Origin of the sequence: Anaerotignum faecicola (assembly GCA_024460105.1) — a bacterium.
Classification (GTDB): Bacteria; Bacillota; Clostridia; order Lachnospirales; family Anaerotignaceae; genus JANFXS01.
In genome coordinates this window covers 28,949-48,124 of the sequence record JANFXS010000004.1, presented here as the reverse complement: position 1 = coordinate 48,124, position 19,176 = coordinate 28,949, and the positions used below count along the sequence as shown (strand labels likewise).

Annotated in this window: 15 protein-coding genes and 1 riboswitch; of the genes, 13 read left to right on the top strand and 2 right to left on the bottom strand. The window is 45.0% G+C overall.

Annotation, left to right across the window (positions count from 1 at the left end):
* The first annotated feature begins 3 nt into the window (after positions 1–3).
* From yidD to ribE, 12 genes are all read left to right on the top strand, one after another.
* Entirely contained in the window at positions 4–216 is a 213-nt protein-coding gene (yidD, locus tag NE664_07435; protein ID MCQ4726486.1) for a membrane protein insertion efficiency factor YidD, read from the top strand.
* 30 nt (positions 217–246) lie between these two features.
* Positions 247–1,266: a YidC/Oxa1 family membrane protein insertase gene (locus NE664_07430; GenBank protein ID MCQ4726485.1), complete on the top strand. Its 1,020-nt coding sequence runs from the start codon at positions 247–249 to the stop codon at positions 1,264–1,266.
* Positions 1,263–1,880, top strand: a complete 618-nt coding sequence (locus tag NE664_07425) for a protein jag (GenBank protein MCQ4726484.1) — start codon at positions 1,263–1,265, stop codon at positions 1,878–1,880. The genes NE664_07430 and NE664_07425 overlap by 4 nt, the downstream gene beginning before the upstream one ends.
* A gap of 169 nt (positions 1,881–2,049) precedes the next feature.
* The gene (gene mnmE, locus NE664_07420) at positions 2,050–3,432 is read left to right on the top strand and encodes a tRNA uridine-5-carboxymethylaminomethyl(34) synthesis GTPase MnmE (protein ID MCQ4726483.1); all 1,383 of its coding nucleotides are present in this window, start codon (positions 2,050–2,052) and stop codon (positions 3,430–3,432) included.
* Between the two features lie 58 nt (positions 3,433–3,490).
* The gene (gene mnmG, locus NE664_07415; protein ID MCQ4726482.1) at positions 3,491–5,386 is read left to right on the top strand and encodes a tRNA uridine-5-carboxymethylaminomethyl(34) synthesis enzyme MnmG; all 1,896 of its coding nucleotides are present in this window, start codon (positions 3,491–3,493) and stop codon (positions 5,384–5,386) included.
* A complete protein-coding gene (locus NE664_07410) occupies positions 5,379–5,585 on the top strand; it encodes a hypothetical protein (protein MCQ4726481.1) in 207 nt (68 codons plus the stop codon). The genes mnmG and NE664_07410 overlap by 8 nt, the downstream gene beginning before the upstream one ends.
* 722 nt (positions 5,586–6,307) lie before the next feature.
* The gene (rsmG, locus tag NE664_07405) at positions 6,308–7,027 is read left to right on the top strand and encodes a 16S rRNA (guanine(527)-N(7))-methyltransferase RsmG (protein MCQ4726480.1); all 720 of its coding nucleotides are present in this window, start codon (positions 6,308–6,310) and stop codon (positions 7,025–7,027) included.
* Between the two features lie 513 nt (positions 7,028–7,540).
* The gene (locus tag NE664_07400; GenBank protein ID MCQ4726479.1) at positions 7,541–8,458 is read left to right on the top strand and encodes an AEC family transporter; all 918 of its coding nucleotides are present in this window, start codon (positions 7,541–7,543) and stop codon (positions 8,456–8,458) included.
* A 702-nt stretch (positions 8,459–9,160) separates the two neighbouring features.
* Positions 9,161–9,275, top strand: a riboswitch (FMN riboswitch).
* A gap of 188 nt (positions 9,276–9,463) precedes the next feature.
* On the top strand, positions 9,464–10,564 hold the full coding sequence (gene ribD, locus NE664_07395) for a bifunctional diaminohydroxyphosphoribosylaminopyrimidine deaminase/5-amino-6-(5-phosphoribosylamino)uracil reductase RibD (GenBank protein MCQ4726478.1): 1,101 nt from the start codon (positions 9,464–9,466) through the stop codon (positions 10,562–10,564).
* On the top strand, positions 10,545–11,204 hold the full coding sequence (locus NE664_07390) for a riboflavin synthase (GenBank protein ID MCQ4726477.1): 660 nt from the start codon (positions 10,545–10,547) through the stop codon (positions 11,202–11,204). The genes ribD and NE664_07390 overlap by 20 nt, the downstream gene beginning before the upstream one ends.
* A gap of 335 nt (positions 11,205–11,539) precedes the next feature.
* A complete protein-coding gene (locus NE664_07385; GenBank protein ID MCQ4726476.1) occupies positions 11,540–12,733 on the top strand; it encodes a bifunctional 3,4-dihydroxy-2-butanone-4-phosphate synthase/GTP cyclohydrolase II in 1,194 nt (397 codons plus the stop codon).
* A 13-nt stretch (positions 12,734–12,746) separates the two neighbouring features.
* Complete coding sequence (gene ribE, locus NE664_07380) at positions 12,747–13,214, top strand: 6,7-dimethyl-8-ribityllumazine synthase (GenBank protein MCQ4726475.1); 468 nt, start codon at positions 12,747–12,749, stop codon at positions 13,212–13,214.
* A 719-nt stretch (positions 13,215–13,933) separates the two neighbouring features.
* Here ribE and NE664_07375 read toward each other — a convergent pair.
* Together NE664_07375 and NE664_07370 are read right to left on the bottom strand one after the other, a co-directional pair.
* On the bottom strand, positions 13,934–14,884 hold the full coding sequence (locus tag NE664_07375; protein MCQ4726474.1) for a homocysteine S-methyltransferase family protein: 951 nt from the start codon (positions 14,882–14,884) through the stop codon (positions 13,934–13,936).
* Positions 14,885–15,246: 362 nt separating this feature from the next.
* Complete coding sequence (locus NE664_07370) at positions 15,247–16,734, bottom strand: aldehyde dehydrogenase family protein (GenBank protein MCQ4726473.1); 1,488 nt, start codon at positions 16,732–16,734, stop codon at positions 15,247–15,249.
* 285 nt (positions 16,735–17,019) lie between these two features.
* On the opposite strand from NE664_07370, the gene NE664_07365 reads away from it, so the two are divergent.
* Positions 17,020–18,414: a copper amine oxidase N-terminal domain-containing protein gene (locus NE664_07365; protein MCQ4726472.1), complete on the top strand. Its 1,395-nt coding sequence runs from the start codon at positions 17,020–17,022 to the stop codon at positions 18,412–18,414.
* Positions 18,415–19,176 lie beyond the last annotated feature (762 nt).

Here is a 19,176-nt window from a genome sequence, read left to right as displayed (position 1 = left end):
GTTATGGCTAAAAAATTGTTTCTTTTCCTTATAACTTTTTACCGTCAGGCTATTTCGCCTTATAAACCGCCGTGCTGCAGGTTTATACCAACCTGTTCCCAGTACGCTTACGAGGCGGTTATGAAATACGGCGCCGTTAAAGGCGGTTGCCTTGCCGTTCGGAGGCTTCTTAAATGCCACCCTTTCCATAAGGGCGGATACGACCCTGTCCCATGAAAAGGACAATAATTTATTTGAGGAGGAAATATGTTGGAACCTTTTATCAGCGGCCTTGCGCTTTTATCTTCAACTACGAGGACGCCGGGCATAATCGTAGGGCCCGTGGCTAATTTTCTTGGCGTTATTTACAATGCCGTTTTTAATTTTATATACGGGTTTGTGCAGGCGAATTCACTCGGAATTGCAATTATACTTTTTACACTGCTTGTAAAAACGGTGCTGATACCTTTATCTTACAAACAGCAGAAATCTACTTTCGCAATGCAGAAGCTTCAGCCGGAAATGAATAAAATCAAGGAGAAATACTCCGGCAAAAAAGACGCCGAAAGCCAGCAGAAAATGGCCCTTGAAATGCAGAAGCTTCAAAAAGACAATAATATAAGCATGTTTGGCGGCTGCCTTCCTCTTCTTGTGCAGCTTCCGATACTTTACGCGCTTTTTTATATATTCCAGCAGGCGTATTTATATATCGACGTTGTGGGCATGAACTATCAGGCTATTACGGATCTTCTTTTATCAATGCCCGTGGATTTAAGGCTCGACGTTTTTACGGATATCATAAACGAACATAAGCTTTATATAGACGTGGCAAGCTCCGCCGACATGATAAGGCTTGTCAACGATATGACCATTGCGGACTGGAACGCCGTTACCGCTTCCATAGGAGATTACGCCGCTCAGCTTACTCCGCTTCTTGCGCAAAAAACACAGATGGAAACTTTCTTCGGCATAAGCCTTGTGCACAATGCGGGCCTTGGGTTCCCGGGAATACTCGTGCCTCTGCTTTCGGCGGCTACGACGTATTTTTCTTCAAAAATAATTACGAAACAGTCGGGCGCGCAGCAAAACGGCGCGCAGGATCCTATGATGCAGTCTATGAAAATGATGAATATAATGATGCCTATTATGATGGGCGTTATGTGTATAACTCTTCCTGCCGGCATCGGTATTTACTGGACTGTAAGCAACCTTATACAAGTATGCCAGACGTTGCTTTTAAATAAATACTTCAGATCGAAAGACGCTAAGGAGGCCGTTAAGCAATGAATGAGATTCAAAAATCCGCAAAAACCGTCGAACTTGCCCTGAACGAACTTATGAGCGAACTGAAGGTAAGTTCGCTTGACGAAATAGATTATGTAGTCGTTGAGGAGCCTGTTAAGGGATTTTTGGGATTTGGCAGTAAAAACGCCGTTGTAAAGGGCAGCGTTAAATACAACCCGGAAAAAATCGCAAAGGACTTTTTGCGCGAAATGTTCCTTTCAATGGGAATAATAGTTAATATCGAAACAAGCTTGAAAGACAGGCAGGTTTTTATCAACCTTTCCGGCCCCGAAATGGGAGTGCTTATAGGAAAGCGCGGCCAGACGCTCGATTCCATACAGTACCTTACAAACCTTGTCGTAAATAAGGGCAGCGCCCCGTATTACGGCGTTATGGTTGATACGGAGAATTACCGCCAAAGGCGCAAGGAAACTTTGGAATCTTTGGCTTTTAATCTTGCAAAAAGGGTTAAACAGTCCAAGCAGAAGGTTGTGCTAGAGCCTATGAACCCTTATGAAAGGCGTATAATACACTCCGTTTTGCAAAACGACAGGTTTGTTACTACATATTCCGAAGGCGAAGAGCCTTACAGGAACGTTGTTATAGATTTAAAATAATTTTTTCCTGCCATTTATCCGCTTGCCTTTGATTTTTATAAGGGATCGCACGGTTTGAAAGATATGCCGCCTTTGATTTAGGCGCAGCCTTGCAGGAATATACCGAGAAGAAATATAAGCCGTGGGGAGCGAATCTTTCCCACGGTTTTTTTGGAGAGGATGAATTGTTATGCCGTCTGAAAATAAAATAATAGCCGCCGTAAGCACGCCTTTGGGAAACGGAGGCATAAGCATAGTAAGAATCAGCGGAAACGGTTCGATTCGGCTTGCGGCAAAGGCTTTTAAGGGAGCGGACATTTTAAAAAAAGAAAGCCATACCATTACTTTCGGCCATATCGTAAGCCCTTTTACGGGAGAGGTTTTGGACGAGGTCCTTCTCACCGTTATGAAGGCTCCGAAAACTTACACCACCGAGGACGTTGTCGAAATTAACTGCCACGGCGGCATTATGTCGTGCGGCAGGGTTTTGGAGCTTATTTTGAAATTGGGAGCGTCGCTTGCGGAACCGGGGGAATTTACGAAACGCGCTTTCCTCGGCGGCAGGATAGACCTCACTCAGGCGGAAGCCGTTATCGACATTATAAACAGCAAAACGGAACTTGGTAGGAAAGCCGCGCTAAAACAGCTTGGCGGAAGCGTCGGCAATACGGTTAGGGATATGCGCGGCGCGCTTTTAGATTCGATAGCCGCCATTGAAGTTTCAATCGACTATCCAGAACACGATATGGAAGAAGAAACTTACGCTATGCTTAAAGCAAAGACGCAAAACCTGATTGAAGAAACCGACAGGCTTTTGGATTCCTCAAGGAAAGGGCGCATTATAAGGGAAGGCGTAAGCATGGTTATACTCGGCAAGCCCAACGTGGGCAAAAGCTCTCTTTTAAACTGCCTTTTGGAGGAAGAAAGAGCCATTGTAACCGATATACCGGGAACTACAAGGGATACCGTTGAAGAATATCTGAGCATAGGCGGCATAGCCGTTAAAATAATAGATACTGCCGGCATACGGGAAACCGACGATACCGTTGAAAAAATCGGCGTTGAAAAAAGCAGGAATACGGCGCGGGAAGCCGACGTTATACTTATGCTTTTGGACGCGTCGTCGCCCCTTGCAAAGGAAGACTTTGAAATACTTGATTTTATAAAAGGCAGGAATGCGGTTATACTCCTTAATAAATGCGATCTGAAGGCGGCTTTTGATATAAGCGCCGTAAAGGAATATACCGGAACGGACAATATAATACCTATTTCCGCCAAACGCGGGGAAGGTATAGGGGAATTGGAAAAATGGTTCCGCGATATGATTTTTGAAGGCGCGGTTGACTCGGGCGGCGGCGAAGCTCATATAACCAACATACGCCATAGGGACGCTCTTTCAAGGGCGCGGGAAAGCCTAAAAAAAACCCTTGGAGCCATAACGGACGGCATGCCCGTCGATTTTATATCCATGGATTTGACGGACGCACTCAATATACTTGGCGAAATAACGGGCGACAGCTATGACGGGGAGCTTTTGGACAGGATATTTTCACAGTTCTGTTTAGGAAAATAACAATGGATTTAAAAGCGCGCTGCCGCGTTTAATTTATGGGAATACAGGGGGAATTGAAATGGCTGAAAAATACGAAGCCGGAAATTTCGGCGTTATCGTCATAGGCGGTGGACACGCCGGATGCGAAGCGGCTTTGGCGTCTGCAAGGAGCGGAGTGGAAACAATCATGTTCGCCATAAATCTCGACAGCATAGCGATGATGCCGTGCAACCCGTCCATAGGCGGCAGCAGCAAGGGACATCTCGTGCGTGAGATTGACGCTTTAGGCGGGGAGATGGGCAAAAACATAGATAAAACTTTTATACAGACAAAAATGCTGAACACGGCGAAAGGCCCGGCGGTTTATTCCCTTAGGGCGCAGGCGGACAAAACGGCATATAAAAACGAAATGAAAAAGACCCTTGAAAACACCGAAAACCTCACTGTGCGCGAGGGAGAAATAGTTTCGCTTATTGTCGACGGCGGTGAGGTTAAAGGGGTTGAGACCCTTTCGGGGGCCGTGTACAGGGCGCAGGCCGTTATAATCGCCGCCGGCACTTACCTTAAAGCGAGATGCCTTTACGGAGAAACGATTATACAATGCGGCCCTAATGGGCTTAAAGCCGCGTCGGGGCTGAGCCAAAGCCTTATTGATAACGGAATAAAGCTTTACCGCTTTAAAACGGGAACGCCCGCAAGGATAGACGGCAAAAGCGTGGATTTTTCAAAAATGACTCCACAATACGGCGACGGCGACATAGTTCCTTTTTCATTTACAAACAGGGCGGAGGATATTGCGCGGGAGCAGATTCCTTGCTATCTCACTTATACAAATGAACGGACCCATGAAATTATCAGGGATAACCTTCACCGTTCGCCGCTTTATGCAGGCGTTATAGAAGGCACCGGGCCGAGGTACTGCCCTTCAATAGAAGATAAGGTAGTGCGTTTTTCGGATAAGGCGCGGCACCAGATATTTGTCGAACCGGAGGGTGAAAACACAAACGAACTTTATATACAGGGCATGAGTTCCTCGCTTCCGGAGGACGTTCAGATTGCCCTTTACAGGACTGTGCCCGGCCTTGAAAACTGCCGCTTTACGCGGACGGCATACGCTATCGAATACGACTGTATAGACGCGACGCAGCTTAAACTTTCGCTGGAATTTAAAAATATAAAAGGGCTTTTCGGCGCGGGGCAGTTCAACGGTACGAGCGGGTACGAGGAAGCGGCGGCGCAGGGGCTTATTGCGGGCATAAACGCCGTCAGGCATATAAGGGGCGAAAAACCGCTTATACTTGACAGGAGCCAGGCGTATATCGGCGTTCTTATAGACGACATTGTAACCAAAGGAAGCCGCGAGCCATACAGGATGATGACTTCAAGGGCGGAATACAGACTGCTTTTAAGGCAGGACAACGCCGACGAAAGGCTTACTCCTATAGGATATGAAGCGGGCCTTATCGGCGAGGAAAGGTACGGCGCTTTTTTGGAAAAGGAAAAAGCAATTTCAAAAGAAAAGGAACGTATATATAAAACCGTTATCACGCCGGGCGCGGAAGTTCAGGCGTTTCTTGAAAGGAATAACAGCGCGCCCCTTAAAAGCGGCATAAAGCTTTACGAACTTCTGCGACGTCCCGAGCTTACATATGAAGCGTTGGGCGAAATAGACGCGGACAGGCCGTCTTTAAGCCGTGAAGTGTGGGAACAGGCGGCCCTTCAAATTAAGTATGAAGGTTATATAAATCAGCAGGCGCAGAGGGTGGAGCAGTTTAAAAAACTTGAAAAACGGCTTCTGCCCGACAGTTTGGACTATTCCTCGATTAAAGGCCTCAGGATAGAGGCGGCGCAGAAACTTAACGAAATAAAGCCTAATTCAATAGGACATGCGTCAAGGATTGCGGGCGTTTCGCCGGCTGATATATCGGTGCTTTTGATATATATGGAGCAGATGAAAGGGAGAAATGATGAGTAAAAGCCATTTTACTGTTAAATTAAAGCCTCTCAGGAAGAAAGTTTTTTTCGGATACGGCATTTCGGCAAGGCGGAAAAACCTTTTTGCCGTAAAGAAAATCAAGCTCGGCAGGAAACCGTATATTGTTCTTAACGGCGGGGAACAGAAAAAAGTTTCGGACTGTATTTTGGCGGAGCTGAAAAAACAGAAGAATATTTAACGGCTCAATATATTGTATTACTACGCTTTAAAAAAAGGCGCGTTTTCGTTCGGCTTAATACGTATGAGTATTTTAGATTGTCAACGCGGTATTGCCGAAATCAATACGTTAAGCTGTAATAAAAGAGAATGTACGTCAGCGGTAAAGGTTTTTTGTTTTTAAAGGATATGTAAAAGTTACCATGGAGATGCGAAGGGCGCGGCAATGCCGAACAGTTGCGGAACGTAGCGTTAAGCCGCAATAAAAGGGAATATTGTCGGCGGTAAACGTTTTTTGTTTTAAAAAGATATGTAAAAGTTACCATGGAGATGCGGAAGGCGCGGCAATGCCGAACAGTAGCAGAACAGCGCGTTAAGCCGCAATAAAAGGGAATGTATGTCCGCCGTAAACAGTTTTTGTTTTTTATAAAATATGTTGAAGTTACCATGACGCCATGAACGGCGCGGAAGCGGCTGACGGGCGAATGAAGATACGCTCGGATCGTTAACGGCGAATATATGAATAACATTGAGTTAATGTGGTTATAAAATGGAAAGCGTTCCGCGAAAGTTTTATATTTTAAAAGATATGTTAAATTAACATGAAGATACGATTGGATTGGCAAAGGCGGATAAATTGATAATATCACATTAAATCTGCCGAAATAAATGTAGTTTATATGCGGCGGATCGTATTTTGAAGGTTTTGGATACTTTGAATACTTTTTAATTTTAGGGGGATATATGGACGCAAGGGAACTTTTCAGGGATACGGCCGCCCGCATGGGCATTGAGCTGAGCGGCGAACAGGAGGATTCATTTTTTAAATACAAAGATCTGCTTTTGGAATGGAATAAAAAAATGAACCTTACGGCAATTACCGACGATAAAGATATTGTTATAAAACATTTTGCCGACTGCCTTTCCATCCTGTCGTGTTTCAGCGTGCCTGCCGGCGCGTCAGTTATAGACGTGGGGACGGGCGCGGGCTTTCCGGGGATACCCGTTAAAATTGCAAGGGGCGATTTGGATATGACGCTTCTTGACAGCCTGAATAAGCGTATTACTTTTCTTGAGGAAGTGAAAAAAAGCCTTGGCCTTGAAAAGATTGAAAATATACATATGCGGGCGGAAGAGGGCGGACAGGATCGCCGGTATAGGGAAAAATTTGATTTCTGCATTTCGCGCGCCGTTGCAAACCTTGCGGTTTTGAGCGAATACTGCCTTCCGTTTGTTAGGGAAGGCGGCGTGTTTATATCTTTGAAAGGGCCGGACGTTTCGGATGAAATAAGCGGGAGCCTTAAGGCGATAAAAATATTCGGCGGGGAAGTTAAGGATATTATAAACGTATCAATTCCAAACAGCGATATTTCACACAGCCTTGTGATAATCGAAAAAATCGGAAAAACCCCGGCGCAGTACCCGCGTAAGGCGGGAACCGCCGTCAAAAAGCCCATTAAGTAACAGTATCGGCGCGCCGCTCCGTTTTGTGAGGAATATAGAATTTCGTTATAGTATATAAGCCGAAGCGTTTATTTTAGAAATATTTTGAATAAAACTGCGTTGGGTGTGGATAAAGCGGCAATATGATAAAAATACGTTTTTTGTGAATTGTTACTTTTTTATATTGCCGGATATTGCTGCCGTTATTAAGCCGTATACGGACGCGGCATGCGCGGTGGAACAGCCGGGACGGCGTTTTACAATACGTTTTTATGTCTGACGGCAAACTTCGGTATTATACAAATGAAATTATGTGATATTTAATATTCGAGTAAAATAATAAAATATTTTATGTTATTAAGCCGAAAGCCGCCGAAAATTTCATTTGCAGATTTTTACGGCGGTTGTTTATACTGCCGCTTTGATATGGGGAAGGGGCGTTTTTCAGGGTATAGGCAATCAAAACTTTTAATTTTTATATGCGGGTACGTTTGGATTATTTTTTAATATTTTAATCGAAAGCAGGCTGGTTTAATGTCGGGAGTTTTGCTTAAAGCGTTTTCATTTATATTGGTTATTATAATTGGATATTTACTGAAGAAAAAAGGTTTTTTCAAAAAGGAGGATGTTTCGGTTATAACGAAAATAACCCTTAATATAACGCTTCCGGCGGCTGTTGTCACGAGTTTTTCGAATTTTGAAAAGGACAGCTCCCTTTTTATGATTATTGCAATAGGGTTCGCAACAGATTTTGTTTTGGTGATGTTGGGATATTTAATTTCGATGAAGAAAGAACGTGATATCCGCATACATTATATGTTCAATATAACGGGATATAATATAGGCTCATTTACAATGCCTTTTGTGCAAGGTTTCCTAGGCGGGGGCGGCGTTGTAACGGCGTGCCTTTTTGATATGGGCAACGCCATGATGTGCAGCGGCGGCACTTACATAACGGTTATTTCTCTTTTGGGCGGCGGCGAAGGAAAGCTGAGGATACGCGATATATTCAAAAAGCTTTTGAAGTCGGTGCCTTTCGACATATACTTGATTATGATGATATTTGCTTTTTTGAATATCAGGATACCGGACGGGGTTGTAACGGCCGTTTCCGCCGTGGCGGGAGCAAACGGCTTTATGGCTATGCTTATGCTCGGCCTTATGCTGGAGCTTGATATCGACCTCGGTTCCATAAAGGTAATTGCGAAGGCGCTTGCAGTACGTTACGCCTTTTCGGCGGTTCTTGCATATTTGCTGTATTCGTTTGCACCTTTTACGCTTGAAGTCAGGCAGGTTTTGGCTCTGACGGTGTTCAGCCCGTGTTCGGCGCTTGTGCCCGCGTTTACGGGAATGAGCGGCGGGAATACCGATATGGCGGGATTTGCAAATTCTCTTTCGATTATTATAAGCGTCGTTATAATGACGTGCCTTATTGCCGCGCTTCATATTTGAAACGGAATGGAATATTCAGCGATTTAACCCGGCAGCGCGATATATTAAACGGCAGATAATCTGTTTAATCTGATTTTAAAAAATAAAGTACGGCGGCAAACGTATTATAACTATTTTCGCTAAGGGCGATTGCCATTTTAAATTCCGTATGCCGCCGTTTTTGTCTGTCAGGGGAAGATGTTTAGACGAAAGAAGAAAAATTTCGGAATAAACGCTGAGATTTTATTAAAAAATACGAAACGGTTTCGGCAGAATTTAAAATTTTTATGCTTCCTGTAATTAAACGGTTAAAAATTGAGATTTTAATTTTCGGCAGACGAAATGGCGCTGTATGAACGTTGGATATGTTAATTCGGGATTTGAAGGATATGGGGAGATTATGAGCGGAGGTTTAATAAATTTGCCGCTCTCATTTTAAAAGATTTGCCGTTTTGTTTTTTATGGATTTTACTTGTTTTTTTAAAGGATTTGCAGTTATGATTTCAATGGATTTACCGGGCTGTTTCCGTCGGATTTGATGTTCTGATTTTAAAGGATTTGCCGGGCTGCTTCCGTCGGATTTTACCCGCTTGTTTTTAATTGATTTACCGTGCGTTTGCCGCATGCCGTATTGTTGCCGAATCCGTTTTTAGGAACCCGGTTTAAAAAAATATGCTTGACATATATAATTTTGAGTAGTATACTTCAAATCAATTTAATACGGTAAATCTTCGGGGCAGGGTGAAATTCCCTACCGGTGGTACAGCCCACGAGCCGCAAGGCATGATTCGGTGAAATTCCGAAGCCGACAGTACAGTCTGGATGAAAGAAGGTTAAAGCGCGGATGTTTTTTTTACGCGGAGAATTATTGCCCTGGAATATTTTTATTCCGGGGTTTTTTTATCGGCGTGCGGCTTCGCTTGCGGTTTCGGCATGAACGGACTGCCGCGTCGCGTATTTATGAAACGTATATCCGTTTTGTTTCGCCCCGGAGGATTTTCCGGGGCTATTTTTTTTGAGGTGATAATTATGGATGAAAAATATATGGAACTTGCCGTTTCCCTCGCTTTAAAGGGGCTGGGCAGAGTTTCGCCTAATCCTGCCGTAGGGGCAGTTATAGTTAAAAACGGGCGTGTAATCGGCGGCGGATATCATGAAAAATACGGGGGCAGGCATGCGGAAATAAACGCGCTTGAAAGCTGTATTGAAAGCCCCGATGGCTCCGATATGTACGTTACGTTGGAACCATGCGGCCACTTCGGCAAACAGCCTCCATGCGCCGAATCCATTATCAAAGCCGGAATAAAGCGCGTTTTTGTTGGGTGCGCCGATCCAAACCCTCTTGTTGCGGGCCGAGGGATAACGGAGCTTAAAAAAAACGGCGTAAAAGTCGAAACAGGCGTGCTTGAAAACAAATGCCGCATGGCAAACGAATGGTTTTTCCATTACATAAAAACAAAAACGCCTTTTACGGTAATGAAATACGCCATGACCATGGATGGAAAAATATGTTCATATATCGGTGAATCAAAGTGGATAACCGGCGAAGAAGCGAGAAAACATGTGCACAGCCAGCGCGGAATTTTCGATGCGGTTATGGTGGGCGTAGGGACGGTTATTTCCGACAACCCGCTTTTGACATGCCGTACCGGGGGAAGGAACCCGATACGCATTATATGCGATACAAACTTAAGGATGCCTCTTGACTGCAGTATTTCCGAAACTGCCCGCGACATTCCGTCTATCATCGCCACATGCCGCGGCGATTTGAAAAAAACGGAACCTTATGTGAAAAAAGGTTTTGAAATTATAACCGTTCCGGAGGAAAAAGGCAGGGTGGGCCTTAAAAGTCTTATGCGGATATTAGGAGAAAGAGGGATAGGCAGCGTGATAATAGAAGGCGGGGCGGAACTTAACTGGTCGGCTTTGGAAAGCGGCGTCGTACAGAAAATCCAAGCGTATATTTCGCCTAAAATTTTAGGCGGCAAAACTGCCAAAACCCCGATAGGCGGCGTTGGTTTTCCTCATTTGGACTGCTCAGTCAGGCTGAGCGGAAGCACGGTAACAAAATTTGGCGGGGATTTTTTGATAGAAAGCGGTGTTTCATATGTTCACGGGGATTGTTGAAGAAACGGGAAACGTATTGGATATAAAAAACGGAAAGGATTCGGCGGTTATAAAAATAAAGGCCAAAACCGTACTTGAAGGCGTTAAGATCGGCGACAGCATAGCGGTTGACGGCGTATGCCTGACGGTTGTAAGTTTCGACGGGTCAAGTTTTTCGGCTGACGTTATGCATGAAACGCTTAACCGTTCGGCCCTGCCGCTTTTAAAGGCGGGAAGCCCCGTAAATTTAGAACGCGCCATGGCGGCGGACGGAAGGTTCGGCGGCCATATTGTGGCGGGCCATATAGACGGACGCGGCGTTATATCCGCCGTAAAGAAAGACGGTTTTGCTTTGGTATATAAAATAAAAGCCGATGAAAGCATAACTAGGTATATTGTGGAAAAAGGTTCCGTCGCCATAGACGGCATAAGCCTGACGGTTACGGAAACAGGCTCCGGTTATTTTTCGGTTTCGGTTATACCTCATACTGCCGCATGTACATCGCTTGGTCTTAAAACAGCCGGAAATTTTGTCAATATTGAAACCGATATAATAGGCAAATATGCAGAAAAACTTTTGTCTTTAAACTTTCGGGGAAAAAGCGGAAAAGAACGGCCCTGCGGGATTACTTTGGAATTTCTTGCAAAAGCGGGTTTTTAAGGCGGTATGAAACTTGGATTTACATTTATTTTTAAGGCATAAATCGGGGAATACGCCGTTTAGCCGTACGGGATAACGCGTAGTGCGCTTTTACGGGAACTCAAAAAGGCCGGGCCGCTGAAAAAGACTTCGGACGTTTGCGAACGGCAGTTGTTTTAAAAATTCGGCTTTTCCGCCGTTTATGACGACATATTGCGGAAAATTTTTTGTCCGGGGAAGTATATTTTCCCGTAAGCCGAAAGGAGAAAGAAATTGTTTTTTGGAGATTTAAAAATACGCCGCGGCTTATTTGAAGCGGTTTATATATTATTCACGGTATCTGGGAGGGACGGAAAATGTTTAATACGGTTGAAGAAGCTTTGGAAGATTTGAAAAAAGGCAGGATAATACTTGTTACGGACGATCCTCAAAGGGAAAACGAGGGGGATTTTATATGCGCGGCGGAATTTGCCACAACGGAAAACATCAATTTTATGGCCGTGCATGGCAGAGGGCTTATATGTATGCCGGCGTCGAAAGAATATGCTGAAAAACTCGGCTTGGCGCAGATGGCTCCGAAAAACACCGACAACCATGAAACGGCTTTTACCGTATCCATAGACTATGTCGGCACTTCAACGGGCATTTCGGCGCAGGAACGCTCCGCAACCGTGCAAAGATGTGTCGCCGAAGGGGCGAAAGCCGAGGATTTCAGGAGGCCGGGACATATGTTCCCGCTGATTGCCAAAGACAACGGAGTTCTGGAACGCGAGGGGCACACCGAAGCCACGGTTGATTTAATGCGCCTTGCGGGGCTTAAGGAATGCGGCGTATGCTGTGAAATAATGCGCGGCGACGGCTCGATGATGCGTACTTCCGAATTAATGGAGCTTGCGGGAAAATGGGGAATCAAGTTTATAACGATACGGGATATAAAGGAATACAGGCTAAGGAACGAAAGACTTATAGACCGTGCCGCTGCCGCAAAACTGCCTACAAGGCACGGGGAATTTAAAGCATACGGATATGTTGATAAAATAAGCGGCGAGCATCATGTAGCCCTCGTTAAGGGCGACGTTTCCAATACGGCGGGCGTACTTTGCCGCCTTCATTCCGAATGTCTTACGGGCGACGTTTTCGGTTCCCTTAAATGCGACTGCGGACAGCAGCTTGAAAAAGCTATGGAAGAAATTGAAAAAGAAGGGCGCGGCATACTCCTTTACATGCGCCAGGAAGGGCGCGGCATAGGCCTTATAAATAAACTTAAAGCTTACGGGCTTCAGGAAAAGGGAATGGACACCATTGAAGCGAATTTGGCTTTGGGTTTTGAAGCGGACGCAAGGAAATATTACATAGGGGCGCAGATAATTAAGGATTTGGGAGTCAAATCCATACGCCTTATGACAAACAATCCGGACAAGGAACGGCAGCTGAAACAGTACGGCGTAAAAATTGACGGCAGGGAGCCGATTCAAATGGAACCGACCGTTTACGATATGTTTTATTTAAAAACCAAAGGTGAAAAAATGGGACACATATTGAATTATTAAGGGGGAATTTTAAATGGCGGAATTTGAAGGTATGCTGACGGCGGAAGGCATGAAAATCGGTATCGTTGCCTCGCGTTTTAACGAATTTATTACGTCAAAGCTTTTAAGCGGGGCTATGGACTGCCTGCGGCGTCATGGGGCCGACGAAGAAAAAATCGACGTGGCTTGGGTTCCGGGCGCTTTTGAAATGCCGCTTATAGCGTCGAAAATGGCAAAAAGCGGCGCATATGATGCGGTAATATGTCTTGGAGCCGTTATAAGGGGGAGCACAAGTCATTACGATTATGTGTGCAGCGAAGTATCAAAGGGAATTGCTTCGGTTTCCCTTTCAAGCGGCGTTCCCGTGATGTTCGGCGTTTTGACCACTGAAAACATAGAGCAGGCCGTTGAGCGCGCCGGAACAAAGGCCGGCAATAAAGGGTATGACTGCGCTCTCGGCGCCGTGGAAATGGTGGGCCTTATACGCAGTATGGGCATGTAACTATGCGTATTTAAAGCGGCGCGCTTTACGGCGGGAACAAAAGATTTATCACGGGAACGGCATCGGTTTAAAGAGGTATATACATACCGTAAATATGAGAAGTTTTTTATATATTCCTCTTTGCAAATGGTTGGCTGAACTACCAAATTTATATTTGGAGAATTCTGCACGCTGTTATTTTTATACGGATCATGTTGTTTCCGGCGGTCAGGCCGTATATTTGCGTTTTAAACAAAAAATTTATTTATTCGGAGTTTGGGTGATTAAGACGGGTCTTATCGGTTTAAGAACAATTAAAAACCGTGCGGGCGAAGGCAAAACTACGTAGAATGTTTTTGACACAAACGTCATGTTTCCGACGCCCGTTTCAACTGCGTATGCTGTTTTAACCGGACCGAATTTTTAATGAAAAAGCCGTATTTTTAAAATAATACGGCTTTTTAAGCGGCTTTGAAAGTTTATAATGGGAATATTTTGTATCAGATTTATAATTGGCGCGCACTTATAAATTTAAGCAGGTGCAACGGCATAAACGTATTGTATGCCAAGCCGTTTTCCGAAGGATACGGTTTCGGATAATTTACGGCAAAATAACGCGGGGGCCGGCCCATGGAATTTTAACGCGTTTCGTGCGGCGTTTACCGTTATGAAGATGCGTAATACGTATAAAAGAATAAGCGGAAACGACGCCCGCTTTATGTCCTCCCGCCGTACGCCGTTTATAGATGATCGCCTTTTTTCTTTGCTCCGGCAAGAAACGCGGCTGTCATTTCAATGTGTCTTTCATCGGTTCCGCAGCATCCGCCGAATATTTTAAAGCCGTTGTTTTTATAAAGTTTTTCCATTGCGGCGGCAAGCTCTTCGGGAGGTGAAGTCTTTAAATCTTCGGAATTGTCAAGCTCGCTGTAGGAAAGCGCCGAAGTATTTGCCTGTATGCCTTTAAACCTTTCAGAAACGCGGGCCGTTTTATTGAAGCTTTGTTCAAGCGCCTGTGAAACGATAGACGGGTGTACGCAGTTTGCAAAATAACAGAGCGGGTTTCGGACTGTGGCGTCGTCTATTTCCTTAATTGCCGTATCTATCGGCGTTCCGTCTGCAAGACGGCCGTTTTTTTCTATTGTAAAACTTATTATATACGGCAAAGAAACGCTTTCCATTGCCCTTGCCATGCCGATTGCTTCCGTAAGCGAAGGCATTATGCCGGCAAAAAGAAATTCCGCGCCTGCCGATTTAAAAAGGTCCGCCTGCCATTTATGAAATTTCTCGCTTTCCGCCGCGCCGAGAGAGTCTTTTCCCGTATAGGCGTCGCCTTTGCAGCCCATAAGGCCGCCTACATACATATTTTCGGCGCATGTTTCAATACGGACGTTTTTAAGGAAACGGACGTTGTCGGCAATAATGCTTTCGCCGTACCCGTCTTTAAAAACCCTTTCTCTGTTTGCCCGTCTGGTCGGCGTTGTGGCCATAAAGGGCAGGCCGTATTTTTTCGATATGTATATGTATCCTTCCCATATTTCTTTTAAAGCCCTCCGGCCTTCGGGAAGATAAACGAGGCCGGCCATTGCCGTTATGCCGTCCGTTTTAAGTCCGTATTCCCGTTTGAGCCTTTCGCCCAAAGCGCCTTCCATCAATATTGATGCGCTTGAATTATAGCATTGTGTGAAATCCATACGTATATCCTTCCTATTTATTTTGATAACGCCGTTTTTAAACGCGTATGTCCGTCGGTTAAGTTAAAGCGGCGCGTCATTTAAAACGATACGATGTTAAATTCGAACTGGGCCGCGGATAAAGAAAAATTGTTTACCGAAACCGAATCCGCTCCCGGCGCCCGATAATTTGAGGCCGCCGCTTTGAATATCCGGATATATTATGTTAAGTACGGATACGTTAAGCATAGGCCTGTTAAGTAAAGAAGGCGGCGGCCTCCGAATATAAAGAGCCCTTCGGGGAAGGGCATGAAATAAAGGCCGTTTCCGTTATAAACAGCGGGCGGAAAACCGAGGGGACGGATGTTGAAAAAAGATGTGCGTCAGCGTTTTTCATACCATCCGAGTTCTCCGGGACTGAGGTTTATATTTATCTGTTTTGTTTCGGCGTATTCGTCAAGGCCGTCCGCGCCGAGTTCGCGGCCTATGCCGCTTTTCCGGTATCCGCCCCACGGGGCTTCGATGAAAGCGGGGTTATAGCAGTTTACCCACATAATGCCGGCGCGTATTTCCTTAACGACGCGGAGCGCTTTTGCGCCGTCGGAAGTAAATACTGCCCCCGCAAGGCCGAATTCAGTATCGTTTGCCATTTTAACGGCTTCTTCTTCCGTTTTGAATGTTTGTATCGTTACAACGAGGCCGAAAACCTCTTCGCGTACTATGCGGCAGTCCGGCGGGCAGTTGTCGAAAACAGTCGGCGTAATAAAATATCCGTTTCCGCACCCGTTTTCAGTGTAGCGTCTGCCGCCGCATACAAGACGGCAGCCCTCTTTTTTCGCCGTTTCTATATAGTCAAGCACCTTTTCCATATGGCTTTTTGATATAAGAGGGCCCATATCGGGATTATCCAGTCCGTTTCCTATAGTCATGGCGTTCGCTCTTGCGGCAAGCTTAGAAGTAAATTCATCCTTTATGCTTTCTTCAATTAAAATTCGGCTGCCGGCGCTGCATACCTCTCCCTGGTTGAAGAAAACGCCTACCATCGCCCATTCTACCGCGCCGTCTATATCGGCGTCTGCAAATATTATGTTCGGAGATTTGCCGCCAAGCTCCAAGCCGATTTTTTTGACGTTTGCGGCGGCGTTTTTATATATCCCCTGACCTACGGGAGTGCTTCCCGTAAACGAAACCATATCCACGTCGGGGCTTGAAGAAAGTTCCTCGCCGACGGTTGAGCCGCCGCCCATTACAAGGTTGGCAGTACCTTTGGGAAAACCGATTTTATCTATAAGTTCAAAAAATTTAACGCTTGTAACGGGAGTTTCGCTGCTTGGCTTAAATACGATTGTATTCCCTGCCGCAAGCGCCGGGGCTATTTTCTGTACGCCCATTAAAAGCGGGTAGTTCCATGGAGTTATCAGGGCGCATACGCCTATCGGCTCTTTAACCGTAAAGCACTGCATGGGGCCGAACCCGTCGTTTACTTCATATGACGCGCCGCCCGGCATGCGTGACGCGCCGGCATAATAACGTATGTAGCTTACGGCGTCTTCAACGTCGCCTATGGCTTCGCGCAGAGGTTTGCCGTTATCCATGGTTTCGGCGCGGGCAAAAGAGTCCTTTTCTTTTTCAAGCGCGTCGGCCAGACGGTAAAGCATATCGCACCTTGTTTGGACGCCAAGCCTTCTCCAGCCGTTTTTGTCGTTATAAAAAGCGTTTTTTGCCGCCTGCACCGCCATTTTGGCATCGTCCCTTCCGCCTTTGGCGCACCGGGCAATTATTTTGCCGTCGGCGGGGTTTAAAACGTCGAAAGTTTCTCCGGAAACGGCGTCAACCCATTCGCCGTTTATGTAATTTTTAAAACTGTGCATTTAAAAACCTCCTTTTAAATATCGCTCTATTCCGTATATGATTTAAGGATACCACATATTTAACAAAATCCAATATATTTTCTTAAAAATAAATAACAATACTGACGCGATTATTGCAATATGTGGGAAATAAATATATTATTATGTTAACCGTTCCGATAATCGGAAACATTTTGCGGATTTTATACGTAGTATATTATATTAAGAGGGAACAGGACGGAAACGCTTGCGGGAATTATCCGCGGCGCGCCGCAGGGTATGCGGTTTTTTAAAGGGGTGAAACACATGAAAAATTTTAAGGGGATACTTGCCGGGATCGCGTTTTTGCTGTGCGTGTCCGCCGTCGCATATGCAGACGATGTAAGCCTAAGCGTTAAAGGGATTTTAAAGGAAACGGATACGCCCGTATTTATTAATGACGGCGGCAATAATTTGAGTCTGGCAATAAAAGGCGTTTTGAAGGAAACGGACGCGCCCATATTTATAAAAGACGAAAGCGTTATGGTTTCTGCTGAAGATCTGGCGGTTTCAATCGGAGCCTGCTTTTATTCCGACGCTAAAAGTTATACCATTGATTACGGAGAAAACTTTGTTAAATTTTACGACGGCGGCATTATTTTTGGCTGCGGTGAAGAAAGCCGGGAGGTTCGGTTTGAAACGGCTCCGGTTTTTGAAGGCGGAGTACTTTATGTGCCGCTGAGGGAAACTGTCGAATGTCTTTCCGAAGATATAGGAGTAGTATGGAAGAATGATACAAAAACGGTTGAAATTGAGCCTGTATATAATTTTAACGTAATTTCGAAGGACGATATTTCAAAGGTTAAGGACATACCCGTTTCAAAGGTAGTCTTATCATATAATACGACGGTTTCAGTGAACACAATAACGCTCAGCGAAAAGGAAAATGTCGAAAATGCGATGCGCATAGCGGAAATGCTTAAATACTATAACGCCGAACCATGCGAATGTATGCCGGTTACAGTGAATTATCAAATCTATTATGAAAACGGGGAAAAAGCCGACGTTACTTTTAACGATGTATACGGCTTTGATACAATATTTGAAAAAGTGATTTTAAGCAGTGAAGCGAGGGTACAGACTAACCCTGTTTTCGACGACGGCTGGAGGGGATATAAATACTGTGTGCTTTCAAACGATATAACGGGCGACGTGATACTTAATACGGAAACAAGCGGGCATATAATCGAAGCCCTGATTGATATCTGCCGAAAGGAAGAACTGAGCCGCGATTATATCTCCGGCGGCGGGGAATATACGGCGGGCAATTATTACAACAGGGTTTATATTTCGTTTTCAAACGACGGAAAAGAGCTTTTTGAAACTTACTGCCTGAATATAAATTCCAACAAGGCCGCAAAAAAGCTTTTGCAGGAAAATAATATTTATGACAAGCTTATAACTCCTTTGAGCAATGTAATCGATATTGCGGTTACGACAGACGAAGGGGAAAAAGGCGTTATTACGGACAACGGGCTTAAAGGGCGCGTTTTAGATGCGTTTTACGACGGTTCGGATTGCGGAAGTAAGATTTATATACAAATTAACCTTGCGGAAACGGCGGGAAAACATAAAGATCTTTACGGATGCATTAAAGACGGGGAACTTTCGGAAGAACTGCTAAGATTTTTAAAATTTAACGGACGGACGGCTGAAACCTGAAAAACTTCCTGAAACAAAGATATTTTCAGCGTCATACGCACGGGAGTTATTAAGGTTTTTCGGAAAGTCAGCCGGTAATCCACATGATTGGACAAATTTGTGGGAAAATAGGCGCGATGCCGGGGAAAATGTTGATTATTAACCGTCTTTTGTTTTTAGGCGTATAAGGTTGAGAGGGGCGCGGGATGAAAGCGGCGTCAAAGTTATTTGGCGATGCTTTAGCCGTGCTCTTATTTTTTTGTACTGTAAAGGCGGCCTGGGATCGTTTAAAACGTCCCGCGCGGAAATAAATTATTTGCCGATTAAAAATGCAGGATTACGCCGGACATATGGAAATTGCGGCGGAAGAAATTTACCGGTTTCATAAAGAAACTACGGCAGTTAGTTTTGCATGCAGATAGCTTTATTTTATAAGGGAACAACACGGTTTTAACGGACGCCGGCGTAACGGTATTTATGTGTTAAAGACGTTTGACGTAAGATCCGCCGCGCCTGTCTTTGCATTGCCATTAAGCCGCTAACGTCAGTTAAAGCCCGCTTGATATCACAAGAAAAATTTTTTGCAGTTCATGGCGGGCGGACCATACGGCAAGTGTACGCGGCACTGAAATGCGGAAAGTTTTTCCCTGTGCGGATTATGCGCCATTGTAAACTGAAGCTAAGAACAGCATAGAATTTCCGTATTCGGGGATATATGCCGCATACTTTAGAACGTTATCCGCATAAAAAACCGGATCGTATGCCATTAAAACGATAACCGCA

Bases quoted from the DNA above. Each gene is read 5' to 3' on its own strand.
- yidD (MCQ4726486.1), top strand. From the start codon at position 4: ATGGCTAAAAAATTGTTTCTTTTCCTTATAACTTTTTACCGTCAGGCT.
- NE664_07430 (MCQ4726485.1), top strand. From the start codon at position 247: ATGTTGGAACCTTTTATCAGCGGCCTTGCGCTTTTATCTTCAACTACG.
- NE664_07425 (MCQ4726484.1), top strand. From the start codon at position 1,263: ATGAATGAGATTCAAAAATCCGCAAAAACCGTCGAACTTGCCCTGAAC.
- mnmE (MCQ4726483.1), top strand. From the start codon at position 2,050: ATGCCGTCTGAAAATAAAATAATAGCCGCCGTAAGCACGCCTTTGGGA.
- mnmG (MCQ4726482.1), top strand. From the start codon at position 3,491: ATGGCTGAAAAATACGAAGCCGGAAATTTCGGCGTTATCGTCATAGGC.
- NE664_07410 (MCQ4726481.1), top strand. From the start codon at position 5,379: ATGAGTAAAAGCCATTTTACTGTTAAATTAAAGCCTCTCAGGAAGAAA.
- rsmG (MCQ4726480.1), top strand. From the start codon at position 6,308: ATGGACGCAAGGGAACTTTTCAGGGATACGGCCGCCCGCATGGGCATT.
- NE664_07400 (MCQ4726479.1), top strand. From the start codon at position 7,541: ATGTCGGGAGTTTTGCTTAAAGCGTTTTCATTTATATTGGTTATTATA.
- NE664_07390 (MCQ4726477.1), top strand. From the start codon at position 10,545: ATGTTCACGGGGATTGTTGAAGAAACGGGAAACGTATTGGATATAAAA.
- NE664_07385 (MCQ4726476.1), top strand. From the start codon at position 11,540: ATGTTTAATACGGTTGAAGAAGCTTTGGAAGATTTGAAAAAAGGCAGG.
- ribE (MCQ4726475.1), top strand. From the start codon at position 12,747: ATGGCGGAATTTGAAGGTATGCTGACGGCGGAAGGCATGAAAATCGGT.
- NE664_07375 (MCQ4726474.1), bottom strand. From the start codon at position 14,884: ATGGATTTCACACAATGCTATAATTCAAGCGCATCAATATTGATGGAA.
- NE664_07370 (MCQ4726473.1), bottom strand. From the start codon at position 16,734: ATGCACAGTTTTAAAAATTACATAAACGGCGAATGGGTTGACGCCGTT.
- NE664_07365 (MCQ4726472.1), top strand. From the start codon at position 17,020: ATGAAAAATTTTAAGGGGATACTTGCCGGGATCGCGTTTTTGCTGTGC.